Source organism: Mesorhizobium sp. M2A.F.Ca.ET.042.01.1.1 (assembly GCF_003997405.1).
Classification (GTDB): domain Bacteria; phylum Pseudomonadota; class Alphaproteobacteria; order Rhizobiales; family Rhizobiaceae; genus Mesorhizobium.
In genome coordinates, this window is record NZ_RZRX01000102.1 from 1 (window position 1) to 20,938 (window position 20,938).

The window sequence follows — 20,938 nt, forward strand, 5'->3', positions numbered from 1 at the left end:
CTTTGACGTATCCATGCCAATGCGAATAAGTTTATCCACGGACGGTCTCCCTTGATGAGATCTGCAACGACCTCATTCTGGCACATTGTGATGCCGTCGGGGGCCGTCCACCCCAACACGTACTTTAGGTACGCTCCGCTCCGGTTCTCGGAAACCGACATTTTCGGCTCGGCCTGACCTGAATCTCAACACACCTTGGCACGACTTGAATTTTGGGCCTCGGGCGGCATAAGCTGCCGCCATGATCCGTTTCAGCACATCAGGCGCCTTCGGGGTCGCGGTGACGCCGTCACCGCGGACCCTTCGCGCCGAGTTGTTGCGGCTTTGCGCCCGCATCGGCTATTCGCCGCCCGCCTTCCTCTGAGAATCCGCCCCGGCTGCTGCCGGATTGATTCAAGAGGAAAGACCAAATCCATGACCTATCAGAATTATTCGCTGAAGCAGCTTCAGCAGATCGACGCCGCGCATCACCTTCATCCCTTCACCGACCACAAGGAGCTGCGCGAGGCTGGCTCGCGCATCATCACCCATGCCAAGGGACCGTTTATCTACGACGCCGACGGCACCGAAATCCTCGACGGCATGGCCGGCCTTTGGTGCGTCAATGTCGGCTATGGCCGCGACGAACTGGCCGAGGCCGCCTACGCGCAGATGAAGGAGCTGCCCTACTACAACTCCTTCTTCAAATGCTCGACGCCGACGCCGGTGCTGTTGTCGAAGAAGCTGGCGGAGCTAGCCCCCAAGCATGTCAGCCAGGTCTTCTACGGCTCGTCCGGCTCGGAGGCCAACGACACGGCGCTCAGGCTCGTGCGCCACTATTGGGCACTCGAAGGCAAGCCCGACAAGAACCGCATCATCTCGCGCAAGATGGCATATCACGGCTCGACCATCGCCGGCACGTCGCTCGGCGGCATGGAGCCGATGCACAAGCAGCTCGGCGGCGCGGTGCCCAACATCGTCCATGTTATGATGCCCTATGCCTATGAGCTGGTGCTGCCCGGCGAAAGCGACCATGATTTCGGCATCCGCGCGGCGAAGGCGGTCGAGGACGCGATCCTCGAAGCCGGCGCCGACAAGGTCGCCGCCTTCATCGGCGAGCCGGTGATGGGCGCCGGCGGGGTGAAGATCCCGCCGATGAGCTACTGGCCGGAAGTCGAGCGCATCTGCCGCAAATACGATGTGCTGTTGATGCTGGACGAGGTCATCACCGGCTATGGCCGCACCGGCGAATGGTTCGCGGCGCAGACCTTCGGCATCGAGCCCGACACGATCACCACCGCCAAGGCGCTGACCTCGGGCTACCAGCCGCTGTCGGCGCTGCTGGTCGGCGATCGTGTCGCGAGCACGCTGGTCGAGAAGGGCGGCGAGTTCTATCACGGCTACACCTATTCCGGCCATCCGGTGGCCTGCGCGGTGGCGCTCAAGAACCTCGAGATCATCGAGAAGGAGGGGCTGGTCGAGCGCGTCAAGAACGACACCGGCCCGTATTTCGCGCAGGCGCTGCAGGAGCGGATCGCCGGGCACAGGCTGGTCGGCGAGGTGCGTTCGATTGGCCTGATGGGCGCGATCGAGATCGTCAAGGACAAGGCGACCAAGGAACGCTATCTGCCGTCGGGAAGCGCGGCGGTCGTGGTGCGCGACCATGCAATCGCGAACGGCATGATGCTGCGGGCCACCGGCGACACGATGATTCTTTCGCCGCCGCTGATCTGGACGCGCGACACGATCGACATGGCCTGCGAGCGGATCGCGAAGGCGCTCGATCTCGCGGATGCGGATCTGCGGAAGCGCTGAGGGGATATTGTACGGGCGCTCCTCAATGGGCGCCCGGTCCATTCCTGGGCGTCGTGCGCGATGCTTCCAAAACGCAAAAACCGCGCCCCAATGGGAACGCGGCTTTGCCAGATACGCATGGCGTTTCGCTACGAAACACTTGCGAAACTTACGGGCTCCGGTACGCGAGACCTGATCCGGAGCGCCGGGCGGACGCGCTGTCCGCCTCGCAGTCCGTTTTAAAGGCACATCGTTACCGGTGCGTTATCGAGACCTTAAGCAAATCTAAATTTGCCGGCTTCGTGTTCAAAAAAAGCGCTAATAGTCGTTCTAAAGCAGTCGCTTAGCTTTTATCGCCGCGCAGAAAATTAATAATGCCGGAAAAATCGACGCCTGCGTGGCCCTGCGCGTTGAACAGGGCGTAGAGCTGCGTGGCTTCGGCGCCGAGCGGGGTCACGGCGCCCGCGCTTTGCGCGGCTTCCTGCGACAGTTTCAGGTCCTTCAGCATGAGCGCGGCGGCAAAGCCCGGCTTGTAGTCGCGATTGGCCGGCGAGGCCGGCACAGGGCCGGGCACCGGGCAATAGGTGGTGAGTGACCAGCACTGGCCCGACGAGGTCGAGGCAACGTCATACAGCGCCTGGTGCGACAGGCCGAGCTTTTCGGCGAGCACAAAGGCTTCGGCGACGCCGATCATCGAGATGCCGAGAATCATGTTGTTGCAGATCTTGGCCGCCTGGCCGGCGCCGTCGCCGCCGCAATGAACGATGCGCCTGGCCATCGGCTTCAGGATCGGCTCGGCGGCGGCGAAGGCTTCGTCGGAACCGCCGGCCATGAAGGTGAGGGTGCCTGCCGTGGCCCCGCCCGTGCCGCCGGAGACGGGGGCGTCGATCGAGGGCAGGCCGTGCTTGGCGGCAATGGCATGGGCTTTGCGCGCCGATTCGACATCGATGGTCGAGGAATCGATGAACAGCGCACCCTTCTTTGCCTTGGGCGCGATGTCCTCATAGACCGACAGCACATGCTTGCCGGCAGGCAGCATGGTGATGACGACATCGGCGTCCTTCACCGCGGCGACGGCATTGGCCATGACGGTCACGCCATGTTCCTTTGCGACGGCAAGGTTCTCTGGCACAAGGTCGAAGCCGAGAACCGCATGGCCTGCTTTTACGAGGTTGGCGGCCATGGGATTCCCCATGTTGCCGAGGCCGATGAAGGCGATGGTTGCCATCGTTTTCTCCCGATTTTGTTGCCGTCAGCGCCCAATCAGCGAGCGCGCGATGATGACGCGCATGATCTCGTTGGTGCCTTCGAGGATCTGGTGGACGCGCAGATCCCGCACCAGCTTCTCGATGCCGTAATCGTGCAGATAGCCGTAGCCGCCATGCAATTGCAGCGCCTGGTTGGCGATGTCGAAGCCGATATCGGTAACGAAGCGCTTGGCCATGGCCGACCATTTGCCGGCATCCGGCGCCTTGCGGTCGAGCTTGGAAGCGGCGGCGTAGAGGAAGATGCGGGCCGCCTGCAGCTCCGTCTCCATGTCGGCCAGCTTGAACTGCAGCGCCTGGAACTGGTTGATCTTGGAGCCGAAGGCTTTGCGCTCGGCAGTATAGGCAAGCGCCTTGTCGAGCGCCGATTGCGCACCGCCGAGCGAGCAGGCGGCAATGTTCAACCGTCCGCCGTCGAGGCCCGCCATGGCGATGCCGAAGCCGGCGCCTTCCGCGGCCAGCAGGTTCTCGACCGGCACCTTGCAATCCTCGAAGATGACCTGGCGAGTCGACTGCATGTGCCAGCCCATCTTGTGCTCGTTGGCGCCGAAGGACAGGCCCGGCGCATCCTTGGGCACGACGAAGGTCGAGATGCCCTTCGGGCCGTCGCCGCCAGTGCGCGCCATCACGACATAGAGGTCGCTGTCGCCGGCGCCGGAGATGAACTGCTTGGCGCCGTTGAGAACATAATCGCCGCCGCTCTTTACCGCGCGCGTCTTCAGCGCGGCGGCGTCCGAGCCGGAGCCCGGCTCGGTCAGGCAATAGCTCGCCAGCCACTCCATCGAGGTCAGTTTCGGCAAGAAGCGCTGGCGCTGCTCGTCCGACCCGAAGCGGTCGATCATCGAGGCCGCCATGTTGTGGATCGAGATGAACGAGGAAAAAGCCGGGTCGGCATGGGCAAGCGCCTCGAAGATCAGCACCGCGTCCAGCCGCCCAAGCGCCGAGCCGCCGACATCGTCGCGCACATAGATGCCGCCGAGGCCGAGCGGGCCGGTCTCGCGGATCACGTCGGCGGGGAAATGCTTTGCCTTGTCCCAGTCGAGCGCATTGGGCGCAACGCGATCCGCCGCGAAGGCCTGAGCCATCTCCTGGATGGCGCGCTGTTCCTCATTGAGTTCGAACTGGCCAGTGCCCGCATCGACTGCAGCGTCCATGGCGTGCTCCCTGTCGTTTCAGGCCTTCTGGCCTGTCGTTTTTGGCTTTGCGCGCCGTTCAATCTAGACCAATGATGCCGCCGCGCAACCCGGGCCGTTGAGAACCGGCTGTGCATGGAATGACTAACGGAGTTCTTGCGTGCCGACAATTTTCGATGGGTTGCTGGGGCGATTCCACGCCTATCTCGCCAGCGTCGATAACGATCTGGTCGCCGACGAAGTCGCGCGCATCGGCTGGAATATGCCTGTCCGTCCTCTCGAACCGCGCGCGCTTGCCTGCCTTGGCCATCTCGACCGCATTGCCGCGCTTGCGCCGCCGGATGCCAGCCCGCTGGCGCTGTTCGTCGCCGACCACCGGGGCGCATTGCGCTGGGGGCAGACCTATACGGCCGCCGATTTCGGGCAGGATTTCGTCGACAATTACGGCTGGCTGGAAGTGTTCGGCACGCGAGGGCATTTCGTCAATGATGCGGTCGCGGGCGGCCTGCTGATCCTCGGGCCGGACATCGTCTATCCCGACCACCACCACATCGCGGAAGAAATCTACATCCCGCTCACCGGCGGCACCGGGTGGCGAATGGGCGAGGGCGGGTTCCATGTTCGCGATGCCGGCGAGGTGATCCACCATGCGTCGAATGTCAGCCATGCCATGCGCACCGGCAAGGAGCCGCTGATGGCGCTCTATCTCTGGCGCGGCGGGCCATTGGCGCAGAAGTCGATCATCGGCCCGATGATCGACTTGAGAGGCAGGGGCTGATGGCAAAAGCGATCATGCTGCAGGGCACCGGCTCGGATGTCGGCAAGACCGTGCTGGTGGCCGGGCTTTGCCGCGCCGCGAAGAATCGCGGGCTGAAGGTCCGGCCGTTCAAGCCGCAGAACATGTCGAACAATGCCGCCGTCGCCGACATTCCGGGCGATACAGCCGGCGAAGGCGAGATCGGCCGCGGGCAATGGCTGCAGGCGCTGGCCTGCGGCGTGCGGCCGACCGTGCACATGAACCCGGTGCTGCTCAAGCCGCAAAGCGACATCGGCTCGCAAGTGGTGGTGCAGGGCAAGGTCTTTGGCGAGGCGCGGGCACGCGACTACCAGGCGATGAAAGCCAGGCTGATGGACGCGGTGCTCAATTCCTGGGCCAAGGTCGGCGAGGGGGCCGACCTAGTCATTGTCGAGGGCGCGGGCTCGCCAGCCGAGATCAATCTCCGCAGCCGCGACATCGCCAATATGGGCTTTGCGACGCGCGCCAATGTGCCGGTGATCCTGGTCGGCGACATCGATCGTGGCGGCGTCATCGCCTCGGTCGCCGGCACGCATCTCATCCTGCCGGAAGAAGACCGGCGCATGATCGCCGGCTATCTCATCAACAAGTTCCGCGGCGACGTCTCGCTGTTCGACGACGGCATCAAGGCGATCGAGAAATTCACCGGCTGGCGCTGCTTCGGCGTCGTGCCATGGTTGAAGACGGCCGGGCGGCTGCCGTCCGAAGATTCCGTCGTGCTCGAACGCCTCGCGTCCGGCGAGAGGCGGGCACTGAAGGTGGCGGTGCCGATGCTGGCGCGTATCGCCAATTTCGACGATCTCGATCCGCTGAAGGCCGAGCCGCAGGTCGAGGTGGTGTTCGTGCCGCCGGGCAAGAGGCTGCCGGAAGATGCCGGGCTGGTCGTCATCCCCGGCTCGAAATCGACCATCGGCGACCTCATCAAATTCCGCGAGAACGGCTGGGACCGCGATCTTGCCGCCCACCGCAAGCGCGGCGGCCATGTCGTCGGTATCTGCGGTGGCTATCAGATGCTCGGCCGCATGGTGCGCGATCCCGACGGCATCGAGGGCAGCGTGAGAGAGGCCGAGGGCCTCGGCCTGCTCGATATAGAAACGGTGATGGAGCCGGAAAAGACCCTGCGCAATTCAAGCGCCCAGTCGGTGCAGTTCGGCCTGCCGCTCGAGGGCTATGAAATCCATCTCGGCCGCACCACCGGTCCGGACACGGCGCGGCCGTCGACGATCCTCAACGGCGCCGAGGACGGCGCGGTCTCCGCCGACGGCAAGGTTATCGGCACCTACCTGCATGGGCTGTTTTCCGCCGACGCCTTTCGCGCCGCCTATCTGGAGAGACTTGGCGTCAAAGGCGGCGGCATCGACTATCGCGCCGAGGTCGAGAAGGCGCTGGACGAGGTCGCGGCCGAGCTGGAACGACATCTCGACTGCGAGGCGATCTTTGGCCTGGCGCGATAGGTGCTCGAATCAGACGTTTAGCGCCGCGTTGATGGAGTCCCAGCTCGGCGGTTGGCCGCAACGCCTCTCCCGTCGTCATCCACGGGCGGAGCAAGGAGCGATGCGACGCAGCGCAGACCCGAGGATCCATTCCGTTACTTCAACGTTTCGCAACGATGCATAATTCTGCTCCGCTGCGCCCTTCGATCGAGCTCACGGAATGGATCCTCGGGTCTACGCGTCCGCTTCGCTCCCGCTCCGCCCGTGGATGACGAAGTTGGGGACGCCTCGGCTAATCTCGAGCGTCTGCTACAAGTGCTTACCCCTTCCCCCGTTTTCGGCCAATAGGTGCCGAAGGACCAGAGATTGCCGTCGGGGTCGAGGCAGATGAACTCGCGGCCGTCCTCAAATCAAAAGCGCCCGGCAGGGGCCGGGCGCTCCGAGTTGCCTGAGATCTGCGATTTTCAAGCGCCGCGCATCAAACAGCCGGCGGCGAGTACGATGTAGGCGATGAGCATGATCCAAACGGACGCAAGCGGAATGAATGCAACAACGCCAAGAGCGGCAAGAAGGCCGATAACGGCGATGACCAACGAAATAATGAACACGATCTGGGTAGGTGCACTGAGATTCATGTCTAGTCCCTCCAACATGATTCGCGCGCGCTTATTCTACCAGCGGTGCGGTCACATACCAATTAGCTGGCGCAGGGGATTGGCCGGGTCGGTTAGCAACTTCGCGGCGAGCGCCAGGCAGACCACCACAAGCAGCGGCTTAATCAGCCTGGCGCCGATGCGGATGGCAAGGCTCGCGCCGACGCGAGCGCCGATGAATTGTGCTGCGCCCATCATCAGGCCGACCTTCCAGTCGATGACGCCGACGGCGGCGAAGACGACGAAGCCGCCGATGTTGGAAGCGAAATTGAGCAGCTTGGTGTGCGCCGTCGCCTTGAGCACGCCGTAGCCGGCAAGTGTGACGAAGGCGAGCATGTAGAAGGAGCCTGCGCCGGGGCCGAACACGCCGTCATAGAAACCGATCAGCGGCGGGATGATCAGCCCGAACAGGAAAGGCGACAGCCGTTCGGCGCGGTCAACGTCGTCCATGTTCGGCTTCAGCGCGAAATAGAGCGCGATGGCGATCAGGAGCAGCGGCAGCAGCGCGCGCAGGAAATCGCCGGGGACGACCGTCGCCAAAAGCGCGCCGACCGCGCCGCCGGCCAGCGCCAGCAGCGCCGACGGCAGCTGGCGGCGCAGGTCAACCTGACCGTTGGCGGCATAGTGGATGGTGGCCGAGCCGGAGCCGAACATGCCTTGCAGCTTGTTGGTGCCAAGGGCTGCGACCGGCGAAAAGCCGGCGAGCAGCAGCGCCGGGATGGTGATCAGCCCGCCGCCGCCGGCGATCGAGTCGACGAAGCCGGCCGCAAAGGCGGCAGCAATCAGGATGAGGACGGTCTGCAGGGTAAGATCGATCATCGGGGAGGGATGCCTGGAAGGAAACCGCAGCTTCCACCACGCTCGCCCCGTTTGCGCAAGGGCGATTCCAAGCCAGAGCGGCTCGCCGTTACACGCCGAACCGCTCTGTCCGTTGCTTTGCCGCAATTCCGGACGGAAAACCGCTTCACACTTTTCCTGGAATTGCTCTAACAATCAGGTGGAATCGGAAAGGGGAGCTTGATGGCGATGGCGCTGCTCGACCAGATACGTTCGATCTTCGACGGTGACCCGGGCGTTCGCAAGGTGGCGGATGACCCGGTGCTTTCGGCGGAGCTTTTGATGCTGTTTCGCATGATCCTGGCCGACGGTTCGGTCTCGGAGAGCGAGATGGTCGTCTTCCGCCACATCTGCAAGGAAGCCTTCGGCATCCCCGAAACCTCGATCGATAGCGTCATCGAATATCTCAACGATTATGGCTACGAGACCAATGGCTCGCAGGCGATCGCGCTGTTCCGCGACCTTGATGTCGAGCGCCGGAAGCTGCTCGCGCGCCATATGGCCGAGATCGCCAAGGCCGATTCCAAGCTGGCGGAGAGTGAGGTGAAGCTGCTGCGCCGCACGCTCGACCTGCTCGATATCAGCCCGGTCGATCTGGTGAAGCCAGAGGAATAGCCGGCCCGGCCGGCTGCTTAGCCCTGTTCCTGCATGCGTCGCGCGATGGCTCGGTGAAGATCGGGCGCCGCCGCGACCAACGCTCGCGCCGCTTCCGAGCTGGGATGGTTGAGCACGTCGGCGGTCCGGCCGCGCTCGACGATCTTGCCTTCATGCATGACGAGCACCTCGTCAGCCATGGCCCGGGCGACGGTCAGGTCATGGGTGATGAAGAGATAGGCGATGCCGAGCTTCTGGTTGAGCTCGGCGAAAAGGTCGAGGATCTGGGCGCGGATGGAGACGTCCAGCGCGGAGACCGGCTCGTCGGCCACCACCAGCTTTGGGCGGGTGATGATGGCGCGGGCGATCGACAGGCGCTGGCGCTGGCCGCCCGAGAATTCATGCGGATACTTGTCCATGTCGCGCGGACCGAGCCCGACTTCGTGCAGCGCATGCGCGACCATCTCGCGGCGCTCGGCCTGCGTCGGCTGCTTTTCCAGAAGATGCAGCGGCTCGGCCACCAGTTTCTCCACCTTCTGGCGCGGGTCGAAGGAGCCGTAGGGATCCTGGAAGACGACCTGCATGTCGCGCCGGGCCGGCTTCAGCTCGGCCTCCGCTTTACCCGTGATGGCTTCGCCGCCAAAGCGGATCGTGCCCGCCGTCGGCTTGTCCAGGGCGAGGATCATGCGGGCAAGCGTGGACTTGCCGCAACCCGAGCGGCCTACGAGCGCCACGGATTGCGCGGGCTCGATGGTGAGCGAGACATTGTCGACGGCGCGGATCGGCTGCGCCGGCCGGAACAGGGATTTGCGCCGGCCCGGATAGTCCCGGCCGATGCCTTCGACCTCAAGCAAGGGTTTTGCCGACCCGGCAAGATGCGGCTTCGGCCGCGACGGCACGTGCATGGAAGCCAGCGCCAGCTCGCGCGTGTAGGGATGCTGCTGCTCGGACAGCGTGCGCGCGGTTTCGCCGGCTTCCGTCACCTCGCCACGGCGCAGGATGGTCAGGCGATCGGCCATCTCGGTCACAACCGCGAGGTCGTGCGAGATCAGCAGCAGGCCCATGCGGTTTTCGCGGACCAGATCGCGCAACAGGTCGAGGATTTGCGCCTGCAACACCACGTCGAGCGCCGTCGTTGGCTCGTCGGCGATCAGGAGCTTTGGCTTCAGCGCGCAGGCAATGGCGATGACGACGCGCTGCCGCTGGCCGCCGGAGAGTTCGTGCGGATAGCGCGACAGCGGGAATTTGGCTTCCGGCAGCCCGACGCGGTCCAGGATTTTTCGCGCGCGGTCCTCGGCCTCGGCGCGGCTCGCCTTGGCGTGCCAGCGGATACCTTCGGCGACCTGTTCGCCGATCGTCTTGACCGGGTTCAGCGCCGTCATCGGCTCCTGGAAGACCATGCCGATATCGTCGCCGCGCAAGGCGCACATCTGGTCTTCGGTGGCGCCGAGGATGTCGATGCCGTCGAAAGTCACGCGACCCTCGGCGCGCGCCAGATGAGGGAGGAGCTGCATGATTGTCAGTGCCGTCATCGACTTGCCGGAGCCAGATTCGCCGACAAGGCCGACGACCTCGCCGGGCGCGACTGTCAGTTCCACACCTTTGAGAATCGGCGTGGCGCCGATCGTAAGCGACAGGTTCTCGATCCCGAGCAGGCTCATCGGCGCCGCCGCGATTTCGGATCGAGGATGTCGGCGATGCCGTCGCCGAGAAGGTTCAGCCCGAGCACGGTAATGACGATCGCCATGCCGGGAAAGATCGCCATCCAGGGCGCGATCACCATGCGCGTCTGCGCGTCGAACAGCATGCGGCCCCAACTCGGCATCGGCGGTTGGGCGCCGAGGCCGACATAGGAAAGCCCGGCTTCGGCGAGGATGCCGAGCGCGAACTGGATGGTGCCCTGGACGAGCAGCAGCGTCGCGATATTGGGCAGGATGTGCTCGACGGTGATGCGCGTCATGCCCTTGCCCGCGGCGCGCGCGGCGAGGATGAATTCGCGTGGCCAGATTGCCAGCGCGCCGGCGCGGGCGACGCGCGCGAAGACAGGTATGTTGAAGATGCCGATCGCGATGATGGCGTTGACGGCGCCGGGGCCGAAGATCGCGGTGATCATGATCGCCGAAAGCAGGGCAGGGAAGGCGAAGACGACGTCGTTGACGCGCATCAGCGCCTCGTCGGCCAGTCCGCCCCGCGCGGCGGCCAGAGCGCCGAGCGGCACGCCGATGCCCATGCCGATGCCGACCGCGACCAGCGCGACCGCGATCGAATTGCGGGCACCGACCATGACCATCGACAGGATGTCGCGACCGAAATGATCGGTGCCGAACCAGTGTGCCCAAGAGGGCGCCTGGGCCTTGTCGGCGATCACCAGCCTGGTGACGTCGTAAGGCGTCCAGACGAAGGAGACGAGCGCGACAGCCAGAATCAGCAACGTGATGACCAGACCGATCAGGAAAGAGCGGTTGCCGAAGGCCTTGGCCAGCACGCCGGCAAGGGTTTCCTCGGGGAGGTCGATGCGCATGGTCATTGCCGGCCTCTGAGGCGCGGGTCGACGATGGCGTAGGAGAAATCGACGAGGAGGTTGATCAGGATCACGGCGGCGACCAGAAGCATGACGATGCTTTCCACCACGATCAGGTCGCGCTGGGTGATGGCCTGGAAGATCAGCCGGCCGAGGCCAGGCAGGTAGAAGACATTCTCGATGATTATGGTGCCGGCAAGCAGGAAGGCGAATTGCAGGCCGAGGATGGTGAGCACCGGGAGCATGGCGTTGCGCAACGCATGGCGCCACAGCACGGCGCGGTAGGGCAGGCCCTTGGCGCGCGCGGTGCGGATATAGTCCTCGTTGAGCACCTCGATCAGCGCCGAGCGGGCGACGCGCCCCAGGATCGCCGCCTGCGGCAGCGCTAGGGCCACGGCCGGCAGGATCAGGGATTTCAACGCCGTCCAGATGCCCGCATTCCAGCCCGGGAAGCCGCCGGCGGGAACGAGGTGCAGCCAGACGGCAAACAGATAGATCAGCATCAGCGCGAACCAGAAATTCGGCACGGCGACGCCGAGCTGGGCGGCACCCATGGCGAGCGTGTCGCCGGCGCGGCCCTGGCGGCTGGCCGAGAACACGCCGACCGGAATGGCGATGATGGTCGACAGCGCCAGCGCGATCAGCGCCAGCGGCAGGGAGACGGCGATGCGCTCGCGCACCAGGTCGATGACGGGCACCGAATAGGTGTAGGAACGGCCGAAATCGAGGCTGAGCAAGCCTCCTGCCCAGTGCAGGTAGCGCAGCAGCAGCGGTGCGTTCAGCCCCATCTGGTTGCGCAGCAACTCCACCTGGTCGGCGCTGGCATTGAGGCCCAGCATCAGCCGCGCCGGATCGCCGGGCAGGACCTCCATAACCGCGAACACCACCATCGAGGCCAGCACCAGCGTGAGGGCCGCGATGATGAGGCGTTTGACGAGATAGGCGGTCATGGGAAGCGATCGGGCGATCGCGCCGCCCTCAATCCGTCCACTTCACCTTGGTGAGGTCATCCGCCTCGATCGGCCAGTTCGTCCACATGCCCTGCAGCTTGGCGTCCCAGACGCCAATCTTGGGCAGCTCGAACAGGTAGACGGCGGGCACGTCGTGGGCGAGAATCTTCTGCGCCTCGCCCAGCATCTCCAGCCTCTTGTCCTTGTCGACCGTGGTGCCGAGCGCCTTGATGACATCGTTGAACTTCGGGTTGTCATACTGGAAATAATAGCTGGGCCGCGAATAGATATCGATGTCGTTGGGCTCGACATGGGAAACGATCGTCAGGTCGTAGTCCTTGTTGGTGAAGACCTGGCTCAGCCACTCCGCCCATTCGACCGGAATGATCTGCAGATCGACCCCGATCTCCTTCAGCTGGGACTGAATCATCTGGCCGCCGTCGCGTGCGTAGGGCACGGGCGGCAGCTTGATCGTGGCCGAAAAGCCCTTCTCCAGCCCTGCTTCCTTCAGATACGCCTTGGCCTTGGCGATGTCGTGCGGGTAGACGCCGGTGAGATCGACATAGCCCGCGTCGCCTGGCGAAAAATGAGACCCGATCGGCTTTCCAAGACCGTTCGAAGCGGCTGCGATGATGGCATTGCGATCGATCGCCGAGGCGAGCGCCTGCCGCACCGCGAGCTTGTCGAAGGGCGGCTTTTTGTTGTTGATCGACAGGATCGTCTCGCCCTCGGTCGAACCGATCACGACGCTGAAGCGCGGGTCGGACTGGATCTGCCCGAGCGCGTCCTGTGCGGGCATGTTGGCGAAAGCCTGGATGTCGCCCGAGAGCAAGGCGGGGACGGCTGCGGCCACGTCGGGGACGATACGGAATGTAGCCTTGTCGAGCGCGGCGGCTGTACCCCAGTAGTCCGGGTTCTTGACGAGCGTGATCTCGGAACCCTTGGCCCAGTGATCGAGCTTGAAGGGACCGGTGCCGATCGGCTTGTCCTTGTTGCCGTCAGCCGACCCCTTCGCCACGATCACCGCCGCAACCTGGCCCATGTCGTAAAGGAAGCTGCCCTGCGGCCCGTCGAGAGTGACCTTGACGGTCGACGGATCGACCACCGTGACATCGGTGATGTGGGCAAAGAGCTGCTTTTGCGGATTGAGCGAATCCTTGGCACGCGCACGATCCAGCGAGAATTTCACGTCGTCGGCGCTGAAGGCCGAGCCATCGTGGAACTTCACGCCGGAATGCAGCTTGAACGTGTAGGTCTTGCCGTCGTCGGAGACTGCCCAGCTCTCGGCGAGAGCGGGCTGAACTTGGCCGTTGTCGTCGATGCGCGTCAACCCTTCAAAGACATTGGCATAGGTGACTTCGCCGATGGCCGCGGCCGCGCCGGCGGTTGGATCGAGATGTGGCGGCTCGAGCACGATGCCGAGCGTGAGGTCGGTGCGCGCGGCAAAGGCCGAGGTGGCGGCGGCAAGCGACAGCACAGCCGCGGCCAGGATGGTCTTCCACAGTCTCATCGCTGAACTCCCATTGCTCAAACATGCTCAAGCTGGCGGATAGAAGCGTGATTTGGCGCGCGAGTAAATTGCGTTTCGTGCTGCCGGGCGGCGCCAGGCGGAATGTTTTTGCCCACTAGCCGGCCGTGCCGCGCAAGAGCACATTGAGGCCGATCGCCATCACCTTGGCCGATTCCACCATGTCGGCGATGCCCACCCATTCGTCTGGCCTATGCGCGAGATCGAGAATGCCCGGGCCATAGGCGATGCAGTCGTAGAGGTGGCCGAGGCGCGCGACGTGCTTCTGGTCGTAGGTGCCGGGCGAGATCACATAGTCGGGTTCGCGGTCGAACACCTCCATGATTCCCTTCGCGACGGCCTTCACCACTGGCGCGTCGCGCTCGGTCATCAGCGGCAGCACCTCCATCAGGTCGCGGATCTCATAGTCGAATTTCTTGCGCTCGCGTTTCAGCCGCTCCAGGATGCCGGTAACCTCCCCCTTGACGGTGGCGATATCCTCTTCGAGCAGGAAGCGCCGGTCGATGGTGAGCCGGCACCAATCCGGCACGTTGGGCGAGGGAAGCCCCGGCCGGAAATCCTCGGTCTGGCCGCCATGGATGGAATTGATGTTCATGGTCGAGCGCCGGGCGCCTTCCGGCACCACCGGCATGCGTGTCATCTTGCGGTCGAGCGCCGGGAACAGTTCCTCCTCGAAAGCCTGCAGCACAGCGCCCATATGGCGCACCGCATTGTCGCCGAGGAACGGCATCGAGCCATGCGCGATCTCGCCCTTGGTCTCGATCTCGGCCCACCAGACGCCGCGATGGCCGAGGCAGATGCGGTCCTTGTTCAAGGGCTCCGGTATGATGACGTGGTCGACCTTCGGCTTGGAGAAATAGCCGAGCCTGGCCAGATGGGCGACGCCGCCGAAACCGCCCGATTCCTCGTCTGCCGTGCCCGAGATCTCGATGGCGCCGGGAAAGCCGGGATAGGCTTCCATGAAGGCTTCGACGGCGATGACCGAGGCCGCCAGGCCGCCCTTCATGTCGCAGGCACCGCGGCCATAGACCCTGCCATCCTTCACCACGCCGGCAAAGGGATCGACGGTCCAGCCGTCGCCGGCCTCGACGACGTCGATATGCGAGTTGAAATGCACGCAGGGGCCGCGCGAGCGGCCGTCGAGGCGGGCGACCACGTTGACGCGCGGATAGCGGTCGCTATCGCCTGGCGCGCCCTCGGCACGGATGAACTCGGTTTCGAAGCCGAGTTTCTTCAGCCGGGCGCCCAGGAACTCGGCGCATGGCCGGTAGGCTTCGCCGGGCGGATTGACGGTCGGGAAGCGGATCAGGTCCGCGGTCAGCGCAACCAAGTCGTCTGTCCGGTCCTCGACCGCCTTGAAAAGTCGTTCACTCATTCGGTGGATTGAAGAAGGAACGCAGCACTTTTGCAAGCAACCAGTCGCACATTGCCACACGACGATCGGGAGATGGCCCAACGCTCGCGCTTAAACTTCAGAGGGTGCGTGTCGAGGTGGCAACCATGCCGGGAAAATCGTTCAAATTCATCGGATTGGATTGGCGGATTCGTCAAGGAGTGTGTGGTACTTAACGCATCTGCCGGCAAAAAGATGGAAAAACCGCGTCAATGGCAGGGGCAATCAAAGGGGTTTGATCGCATGAAAAAGTTCGTTCTCATGGCAACCGTGCTGGCGACAGCGTTGTTCGGCATGTCCGTCGCAAGCCGGGCAGCCAACCTGGTCGCCAATATCGACGTCTCGTCGCAGACCATGACCGTCAGCAAATATGGCCAGGTGCTCTACCGCTGGAGCGTATCGACGGCGCGACCTGGCTATTTCACGCCGCGCGGCAGCTACCGGCCGCAATGGACCGCCCGGATGTGGTATTCGCGCAAGTATGACAACTCGCCGATGCCGTATTCCGTGTTCTTCCACGGCGGCTACGCCATTCACGGCACCGGGGCGGTGAGACATCTCGGTCGCCCGGCGTCGCATGGCTGCGTGCGCCTGCATCCGGCCAACGCCGCGACGTTCTACGCGATGGTCAAGGAAGCCGGCTTCGGCAACACGCGGATCGTCGTCACCAACTGATTGCGATAATGCCGGCCAGTTATTGGCCAGCTGCTGTCTTCGCCTTTGCGCGCTTGCGGCGGCGGCCGCTGATTTCCCAACGCTTGTGGAACCACATCCACTGTCCTGGGTCCTCACGCACCCAGCGCTCGACCACATCGGTGAGAAGCTGGGTGGCGGCATCGACGTCGACGCTGCCGTCAGCTGTGCGCGGCAGGTCCAGCTTGTCTTCGATCTCCAGACGAAAGCGGTTGCCCGGCAGCCTGACGCAGCGGGCGGGGTAGACATCGCAGTCGTAGTGGCGGGCCAACATGCCAAGCATCGGGTTGGTCTGGCATGGGCGGCCAAAGAAAGTCGTCTCGACGCCGCCTGAGAATTTCTGATCGACCAGCACGCCGATATTGCCGCCCTTTTCCAGGATAGCGGCGAGGGCGAAGGAGGCTCCGGCGGCGGAGGGCAGCAGCGCGCCCATCGAGGAGCGGCGCGTCGAATGGATGTAATCGGCGAGATAAGGATTGTTCGGCGGGCGAAACAGCGCGGTGATGTTCATGCCGAACGTGGCCGCGGCCACCGGCAGCAGCTCGAAATTGCCGAGATGACCGGTGAAGAGGATGTGAGGCTTCTTCTCGGCGGCGATCGCGACGAAATGCTCGATGCCGCGAACCTCGACCCGGCCCGGCTTCGAAGCGTCCGGGTCGAAGTCGAACAATGCATCGAGGAAGATGTATTCGGCCGCCAGGCGGGCCATGTTGCCCCACATGTCGCGTGCGATGGCCTCGATTTCGGCGTCGCTCTTTTGCGGATAGGCCAGGCGCAGATTGTTGACCGCGACCCGGTGGCGCCCGACCATCGGACCGACCCGGCGGGCGGCGCGGTCGGCGAAGTTGAGCGCGCTGTCCGGCGGCAACAGGCGCAGCAGCGACAGCAACCCCATGGCGAGCCTGGCGACCAGCCAGTGCTCCATCTGGCGCAGCCGCAGGCCGTAGCGAAACATGAAGTCCCGGCGGGCTTTCCTGAGCGCGTTGCCGACCATCCGCCTTTCCTGGAACTGCTTTAGGAGACGCGCAGGATGATCTTGCCGAAGACGTCGCGGCCTTCCATGCGCGTCAGCGCCGCATCGATGTCGTCGAAACCCACCTCGGTATCGATGACGGGGGCGACGAGACCGGCGGCCATCTTCTGCATGGCGTTGGCCATGTTCTCCATGCGGCAGCCGAAGGAACCGAGCAGCTTCAGCTGCTGCTGGAAGAGCTGCATCAGATTGACCTGGGTCGACACGCCCGAGGTCGAACCACAGGTGACGAGGCGGCCGCCGCGCTTCAGGGACAGCATCGAGCCGGCGAAGGTGTCGGCGCCGACATGCTCGAAGACCACGTCGACGCCTTTCTTCTTCGTCAGCTTGCGCACGACGCCCTCGAAGCGGTCCTCACGGTAGTTGATGACATGGTCGGCGCCGAGCCCCTTCGCCTTGTCGATCTTGTCGTTCGAGCCGACCGTGGTGATGACCGTGCAGCCCATCTTCTTGGCCAACTGGATGGCGGCGGTGCCGATGCCGGAGCCGCCGGCATGGACGAGAATGGTCTCGCCGGGTTCCAGCTTGGCGTTGTCGAACAGCATGTGCTCGACCGTGCCGAAAGTCACGGGCGCGACTGCCGCGCCGATCTCGGTGACGCCGGGAGGAGCGGGTACCAGCAGGCGCGCCGGCAGGTTGATCTTTTCCTGGGCGAAGCCATCAAGATGGAAGCCGTGGACGCCGGAAACGTGCTCGCAGAGATTGTCGCGGCCTTCCCGGCAGGCGCGGCACAGCCCGCAGGTGCGCGCGCCGTAGATCGACACCAACTGCCCCGGCAGCAGGTTGGAGACTCCTGGACCGACCGCCTCGACCTCGCCGGAAGCTTCGGCGCCTACGACCAGCGGCAGCTTGCGTTTGGCGAAAGCCATGCCGCGCCAGCCCCAGACGTCGATATGGTTGAGCGCCACCGCCTTGATGCGCAGCGTCACTTCGCCGAGCGAAGGCGGCGGGGGAGACGGCAGGTCCGCCGTTTCGAGACGGCGGTCCTCGATAAGTTGCAATGCGCGCATAGGGCCTGTCAGTTGTCAAAAGCGGGAAAACGTCCGCTTAGACCGGTTCCCGCGCCATGACAAGGCAGGTGTTCTGGCCGCCGAAGCCGAAAGAGTTCGACAAAACCGTGCCGACCTCGGCGTTGCGCTTCTTGTTCGGGACGACGTCGAGGACAATAGCCGGATCCGGATTGTCGTAATTGATGGTCGGCGGGATGACGCTTTCGCGCATGGTCATCAGCGAGAAGGCGGCCTCGACCGCGCCGGCGGCCGACAGCGTGTGGCCGATCATCGACTTGTTCGACGAGACCGGCATCGAGCCGATACGCTCGCCGAACACCGTGGACAGCGACAGATGCTCCATCTTGTCGTTTTCCGGCGTCGAGGTGCCGTGCGCGTTGACATATTCGATCTCGTCCTCGCTCATGCCCGCATCGGCAAGGACGGCGCGCACCGCCGCGATCGCCGGCGACGCATCGGGCTTAGAGCGGGTGCGGTGGAAATCGTCCGCCTTTTCGCCGCAGCCGCGCATGATGCCGAGGATCGTCGCGCCGCGGGCCAGGGCGGCTTCCAGCGATTCCAGCACCAGCGCGCCAGATCCTTCGGCGAGCACGAAGCCGTCGCGATCCTTGGAGAAGGGTTTCGACGCCTTTTCCGGGATGTCATTATGGGTGGACAGGGCAGAAAGCAGCGAGAAGCGGATCAGCGCCTCGGCCGTCGCCGAGCCGTCGGCGCCGATCGACAGCGCCTTGTCGCATTCGCCGCGCCGGATCGCCTCGACGCCGAGCTGGATGGCGGTGGCGCCTGAAGCGCATGCGGTCGACAGCGTGATCGGCAGGCCGCGCGTGCCGAAGCGGTCGGCCAGTCGGTCGGCGATCGAGCCGAACTGGGTGGTTTCGAAGATGTCGAGTTCCTTCAACGCGCGGGCGACGCGCAGCAATCTCTCGGAACCGCCATCCTTCTTGTCGGAATTGTAGAGCGAGAAACGGTCGGCCCAATCGAGCTCGACCGGCGGCGAGGCGAGGAACAGCGGGCCGCCGAAATCGCCGGAATCGAGGCCTGCTTCCGACACGGCTTCCTGGGCCGCGGTCTCGGCCAGTTCGTAAGTGAGGTGGCTTGCGCCCTTCGAGCTCGACGGCAGGAAGTCGACCATGCCGGAAATGCGGGTGTTGAGGTGATCGACCGGAAAGCGGGTGATCGGATGGATGCCGGATTTGCCGGACGTCAGCGCCGCCCAGTTGTCGGTCTTGCCGACGCCCAGCGACGTCACGACGCCGATGCCGGTGACGGCCACGACCGGCCTGCCCATGTGGTCTTTGAGATTGGCCATGTTTTGTCCTGACAGCCTCGATGGTACTCAGGCCGCTTTGATCAGCCCCATGCCCTCGAATTGGTGATAGCCGATCGCCGTTGCAAGGACTGTCTTCGGCGCACCGTCAAACGGCTTCTCGGCTGCGGCATCGAAAACGGGGTAACCGCCCTTGCGGTCGATCGCCATGGCCGCGAGGGCAACGGCGAAGGGGAATTGCGCCTCCTTCATATGGCCGGTCAGCGTCGAGAAGCCGCGCACGGCGAGCGCCGGATTGGCGTCGAGCGCCGCTTTCTCCGCGGCCGTGGCTGCATGGGCGCCCGAAGCGCCGGATATCGTCAGCAGTTCGCCGGCGGGCAATACGGCCTGCTTCAGCAGGGCCACGACCTCGGCATCCAACTCGCCCAGGCGTCGTCTGGCGCGGCCGGACACGATGGGGCCGAGCTCGGCATAGATCCTTCGGCCGCGGCTTTTCGCGTGCTCGCGCTGCTCCAGGACCAGGAAAGCGCCGCCTGAACCGGTGACCACGCCGCCGCCTTCTGAGCCCTGGCGCTGCCAGACCGGCTTCCAGGGGCCGCGATGCAGGTAGCCAGCAAGCTCATAGCCGAGCAGCATGTCTGAATGCTCGGTCTGGAAGGCGCCGCCGACCAGAACATGGGTCGACTGTCCCGAGCGGATGCGCGCGGCGGCCGTCTCGACGGCCGAGACGCCGGCGCCTTCCTCGCCCATGAAGGTGCGGGAGGAACCGGTGACCTTGTGGACGATCGATATGTTGCCGGCGAGCAGGTTGGAGAGCTGGGCCAGGAACAAAGTCGGCCGCAGTTCCGTGGTCAGCTTCTCGTTGAGCAGCACGTCGCGGTCGTTGCGGGTTTCGGAAGCCGCAAGGATCGCGGCGTCGACGGCCTCGTCGCGCTCGCCGCCACCGGCCGCCACCACCATGTCCATGGTCGTGCAAAGCTCGTCATTGCCCTTGATTCCCGCATCGTCCAGCGCAAGGCCGGCGGCATAGGTGCCGAGACGCTGCCAGGTTTCCATCTGGCGCTGGTCGCCGCGCTTGGCGATCTGCAGGTTCCAGTCGATCTCAGGCAGGGGATGAATGGTATAGGGGGCGAAACGCTCCGCATCCAGCACCGGCTGGAACCCAGGCTGCGTAAGCTTTTGCCAATGGGCATCCGGGCCCTCTCCCAGCGAGGAGACAAGGCCGATGCCGGTGATGACGACGTCGTGGGAACTCATGGGCGGCCGTTGTGGGGCAGGCGACTTTTTGATTTTGCGCATGATCCTTTCCGAAAATCGATGCCGATTTCGGGGTCATGCGCGGAGCGCGTCAAGTTCGCGCTCGCCGTGGACATCAGGCGTTCTTGGCCGCAACCAGCGCGTCGATCTTGGCGCACAGGTTCTTCATGACGAAGTAATCGTCGGTCGAGGCCTTGCCGTCATTGACCTCCTGCGTCCACTTTTCCAGCGGCACCTTGATGCCGAATTCCTTGTCGATGGCAAAGACGATGTCGAGGAAATCGAGGCTGTCGATGCCGAGATCGTCGATCGTGTGGCTCTCGGGCGTGATGGTGTCGATATCGATCTCGCTGGTATCGGCAATGATCTTGGCGACTTTCTCGAACGTGGTGGACAAGGGCTCTTCCTTCGGGTTGCGGGCGGAATCTGTCCGCATCTTGCTTTGGGCGCTGTCTAATCGGTTTTTCCCGGCAGGAAAAGGCCTGATGCGCCGGGAGCAGATGGGACGCCGCCTTTGGGAACGCAAGAAGGGCCGCCGTTCGAACCGGCGGCCCTTCCCATTTTACGCTGCGTCAGCTGGGCGACATGCATCAGTCGCGGAGCTTGACCAGATCGTTGAGCAGCCCGCCCGTCCCGTTGTGGACGGTGAGCCGCTCGACCTTGCCGGCGATGGCCTCCAGAGCCTCGAGCTCCTTCAGCCGCAGCATCACCGGGTTCTCGGCCATCACCTTGGCCGTGTTGAGCAGCGAACGCGTGGCGTTCGTCTCCTCGCGGCGGCGGATGACGTTGGCCTCGGCCTGCT

At 64.3% G+C, this 20,938-nt stretch carries 19 protein-coding genes and 1 pseudogene; 5 read left to right on the forward strand and 15 right to left on the reverse strand.

Going from position 1 to position 20,938, the window contains the following annotated elements; genetic code table 11:
- Positions 1-414 precede the first annotated feature (414 nt).
- Positions 415-1,794: an aspartate aminotransferase family protein gene (locus tag EOA23_RS17120; protein WP_127304997.1), complete on the forward strand. Its 1,380-nt coding sequence runs from the start codon at positions 415-417 to the stop codon at positions 1,792-1,794.
- A 322-nt stretch (positions 1,795-2,116) separates the two neighbouring features.
- Here EOA23_RS17120 and mmsB read toward each other — a convergent pair whose 3' ends face one another.
- Both mmsB and EOA23_RS17135 read right to left on the reverse strand, forming a co-directional pair.
- On the reverse strand, positions 2,117-3,001 hold the full coding sequence (gene mmsB / locus EOA23_RS17130; RefSeq protein WP_127304998.1) for a 3-hydroxyisobutyrate dehydrogenase: 885 nt from the start codon (positions 2,999-3,001) through the stop codon (positions 2,117-2,119).
- A gap of 24 nt (positions 3,002-3,025) precedes the next feature.
- Positions 3,026-4,192 carry an isobutyryl-CoA dehydrogenase gene (locus tag EOA23_RS17135; protein WP_127304999.1) on the reverse strand — a complete coding sequence of 389 codons (1,167 nt, stop codon included), beginning with the start codon at positions 4,190-4,192 and terminating at the stop codon, positions 3,026-3,028.
- Between the two features lie 139 nt (positions 4,193-4,331).
- On the opposite strand from EOA23_RS17135, the gene EOA23_RS17140 reads away from it, so the two are divergent.
- Positions 4,332-4,949 (forward strand): dimethylsulfonioproprionate lyase family protein, encoded by a 618-nt coding sequence (locus tag EOA23_RS17140; protein WP_127305000.1) that lies wholly within the window; start codon positions 4,332-4,334, stop codon positions 4,947-4,949.
- Entirely contained in the window at positions 4,949-6,421 is a 1,473-nt protein-coding gene (locus EOA23_RS17145; RefSeq protein ID WP_127305001.1) for a cobyric acid synthase, read from the forward strand. The genes EOA23_RS17140 and EOA23_RS17145 overlap by 1 nt, the downstream gene beginning before the upstream one ends.
- Positions 6,422-6,864: 443 nt before the next feature.
- Here the strand turns inward: EOA23_RS17145 and EOA23_RS17155 are convergent, their stop codons facing one another.
- Together EOA23_RS17155 and EOA23_RS17160 are read right to left on the reverse strand one after the other, a co-directional pair.
- A complete protein-coding gene (locus EOA23_RS17155; RefSeq protein WP_127305002.1) occupies positions 6,865-7,035 on the reverse strand; it encodes a hypothetical protein in 171 nt (56 codons plus the stop codon).
- A 51-nt stretch (positions 7,036-7,086) separates the two neighbouring features.
- Positions 7,087-7,872: a TSUP family transporter gene (locus EOA23_RS17160; RefSeq protein ID WP_127305003.1), complete on the reverse strand. Its 786-nt coding sequence runs from the start codon at positions 7,870-7,872 to the stop codon at positions 7,087-7,089.
- A 201-nt stretch (positions 7,873-8,073) separates the two neighbouring features.
- On the opposite strand from EOA23_RS17160, the gene EOA23_RS17165 reads away from it, so the two are divergent.
- Complete coding sequence (locus tag EOA23_RS17165) at positions 8,074-8,505, forward strand: TerB family tellurite resistance protein (protein WP_112127794.1); 432 nt, start codon at positions 8,074-8,076, stop codon at positions 8,503-8,505.
- A gap of 17 nt (positions 8,506-8,522) precedes the next feature.
- Here EOA23_RS17165 and EOA23_RS17170 read toward each other — a convergent pair whose 3' ends face one another.
- The 5 genes from EOA23_RS17170 to EOA23_RS17190 all read right to left on the reverse strand — a co-directional run bounded on the left by EOA23_RS17170 (position 8,523) and on the right by EOA23_RS17190 (position 14,858).
- The gene (locus tag EOA23_RS17170) at positions 8,523-10,145 is read right to left on the reverse strand and encodes a dipeptide ABC transporter ATP-binding protein (RefSeq protein WP_127305004.1); all 1,623 of its coding nucleotides are present in this window, start codon (positions 10,143-10,145) and stop codon (positions 8,523-8,525) included.
- A complete protein-coding gene (locus tag EOA23_RS17175) occupies positions 10,142-11,011 on the reverse strand; it encodes an ABC transporter permease (protein WP_127305005.1) in 870 nt (289 codons plus the stop codon). The genes EOA23_RS17170 and EOA23_RS17175 overlap by 4 nt, the downstream gene beginning before the upstream one ends.
- The gene (locus EOA23_RS17180) at positions 11,008-11,955 is read right to left on the reverse strand and encodes an ABC transporter permease (protein ID WP_127305006.1); all 948 of its coding nucleotides are present in this window, start codon (positions 11,953-11,955) and stop codon (positions 11,008-11,010) included. The genes EOA23_RS17175 and EOA23_RS17180 overlap by 4 nt, the downstream gene beginning before the upstream one ends.
- A 28-nt stretch (positions 11,956-11,983) precedes the next feature.
- Positions 11,984-13,465 carry an ABC transporter substrate-binding protein gene (locus tag EOA23_RS17185; protein WP_127305007.1) on the reverse strand — a complete coding sequence of 494 codons (1,482 nt, stop codon included), beginning with the start codon at positions 13,463-13,465 and terminating at the stop codon, positions 11,984-11,986.
- A 115-nt stretch (positions 13,466-13,580) separates the two neighbouring features.
- On the reverse strand, positions 13,581-14,858 hold the full coding sequence (locus tag EOA23_RS17190) for an acetylornithine deacetylase/succinyl-diaminopimelate desuccinylase family protein (RefSeq protein WP_127305008.1): 1,278 nt from the start codon (positions 14,856-14,858) through the stop codon (positions 13,581-13,583).
- Positions 14,859-15,119: 261 nt separating this feature from the next.
- On the opposite strand from EOA23_RS17190, the gene EOA23_RS17195 reads away from it, so the two are divergent.
- Complete coding sequence (locus tag EOA23_RS17195) at positions 15,120-15,551, forward strand: L,D-transpeptidase (RefSeq protein WP_126060311.1); 432 nt, start codon at positions 15,120-15,122, stop codon at positions 15,549-15,551.
- A gap of 19 nt (positions 15,552-15,570) precedes the next feature.
- Here EOA23_RS17195 and EOA23_RS17200 read toward each other — a convergent pair whose 3' ends face one another.
- From EOA23_RS17200 to EOA23_RS17225, 6 genes and pseudogenes are all read right to left on the reverse strand, one after another.
- Positions 15,571-16,563 carry a lipid A biosynthesis lauroyl acyltransferase gene (locus EOA23_RS17200; protein ID WP_127305009.1) on the reverse strand — a complete coding sequence of 331 codons (993 nt, stop codon included), beginning with the start codon at positions 16,561-16,563 and terminating at the stop codon, positions 15,571-15,573.
- Between the two features lie 20 nt (positions 16,564-16,583).
- A complete protein-coding gene (locus EOA23_RS17205) occupies positions 16,584-17,612 on the reverse strand; it encodes a zinc-binding dehydrogenase (protein WP_127305010.1) in 1,029 nt (342 codons plus the stop codon).
- Between the two features lie 37 nt (positions 17,613-17,649).
- Positions 17,650-18,921, reverse strand: coding sequence for a beta-ketoacyl-ACP synthase (locus tag EOA23_RS17210; protein WP_126060315.1), 1,272 nt, complete (start codon positions 18,919-18,921; stop codon positions 17,650-17,652).
- A 27-nt stretch (positions 18,922-18,948) separates the two neighbouring features.
- Entirely contained in the window at positions 18,949-20,136 is a 1,188-nt protein-coding gene (locus EOA23_RS17215; protein ID WP_127305011.1) for a beta-ketoacyl-ACP synthase, read from the reverse strand.
- Between the two features lie 115 nt (positions 20,137-20,251).
- Positions 20,252-20,533, reverse strand: a complete 282-nt coding sequence (locus tag EOA23_RS17220; protein ID WP_040981809.1) for an acyl carrier protein — start codon at positions 20,531-20,533, stop codon at positions 20,252-20,254.
- 193 nt (positions 20,534-20,726) lie between these two features.
- Positions 20,727-20,938 (reverse strand): annotated as a pseudogene (locus EOA23_RS17225) (slipin family protein); the annotation flags it as partial.

What these genes read in the sequence shown, in the direction of transcription:
- EOA23_RS17120 (WP_127304997.1), top strand. Translation starts at nt 415, where the DNA reads ATGACCTATCAGAATTATTCGCTGAAGCAGCTTCAGCAGATCGACGCC.
- mmsB (WP_127304998.1), bottom strand. Translation starts at nt 3,001, where the DNA reads ATGGCAACCATCGCCTTCATCGGCCTCGGCAACATGGGGAATCCCATG.
- EOA23_RS17135 (WP_127304999.1), bottom strand. Translation starts at nt 4,192, where the DNA reads ATGGACGCTGCAGTCGATGCGGGCACTGGCCAGTTCGAACTCAATGAG.
- EOA23_RS17145 (WP_127305001.1), top strand. Translation starts at nt 4,949, where the DNA reads ATGGCAAAAGCGATCATGCTGCAGGGCACCGGCTCGGATGTCGGCAAG.
- EOA23_RS17155 (WP_127305002.1), bottom strand. Translation starts at nt 7,035, where the DNA reads ATGAATCTCAGTGCACCTACCCAGATCGTGTTCATTATTTCGTTGGTC.
- EOA23_RS17160 (WP_127305003.1), bottom strand. Translation starts at nt 7,872, where the DNA reads ATGATCGATCTTACCCTGCAGACCGTCCTCATCCTGATTGCTGCCGCC.
- EOA23_RS17165 (WP_112127794.1), top strand. Translation starts at nt 8,074, where the DNA reads ATGGCGATGGCGCTGCTCGACCAGATACGTTCGATCTTCGACGGTGAC.
- EOA23_RS17170 (WP_127305004.1), bottom strand. Translation starts at nt 10,145, where the DNA reads ATGAGCCTGCTCGGGATCGAGAACCTGTCGCTTACGATCGGCGCCACG.
- EOA23_RS17175 (WP_127305005.1), bottom strand. Translation starts at nt 11,011, where the DNA reads ATGACCATGCGCATCGACCTCCCCGAGGAAACCCTTGCCGGCGTGCTG.
- EOA23_RS17180 (WP_127305006.1), bottom strand. Translation starts at nt 11,955, where the DNA reads ATGACCGCCTATCTCGTCAAACGCCTCATCATCGCGGCCCTCACGCTG.
- EOA23_RS17185 (WP_127305007.1), bottom strand. Translation starts at nt 13,465, where the DNA reads ATGAGACTGTGGAAGACCATCCTGGCCGCGGCTGTGCTGTCGCTTGCC.
- EOA23_RS17190 (WP_127305008.1), bottom strand. Translation starts at nt 14,858, where the DNA reads ATGAGTGAACGACTTTTCAAGGCGGTCGAGGACCGGACAGACGACTTG.
- EOA23_RS17195 (WP_126060311.1), top strand. Translation starts at nt 15,120, where the DNA reads ATGAAAAAGTTCGTTCTCATGGCAACCGTGCTGGCGACAGCGTTGTTC.
- EOA23_RS17200 (WP_127305009.1), bottom strand. Translation starts at nt 16,563, where the DNA reads ATGGTCGGCAACGCGCTCAGGAAAGCCCGCCGGGACTTCATGTTTCGC.
- EOA23_RS17205 (WP_127305010.1), bottom strand. Translation starts at nt 17,612, where the DNA reads ATGCGCGCATTGCAACTTATCGAGGACCGCCGTCTCGAAACGGCGGAC.
- EOA23_RS17210 (WP_126060315.1), bottom strand. Translation starts at nt 18,921, where the DNA reads ATGGCCAATCTCAAAGACCACATGGGCAGGCCGGTCGTGGCCGTCACC.
- EOA23_RS17215 (WP_127305011.1), bottom strand. Translation starts at nt 20,136, where the DNA reads ATGAGTTCCCACGACGTCGTCATCACCGGCATCGGCCTTGTCTCCTCG.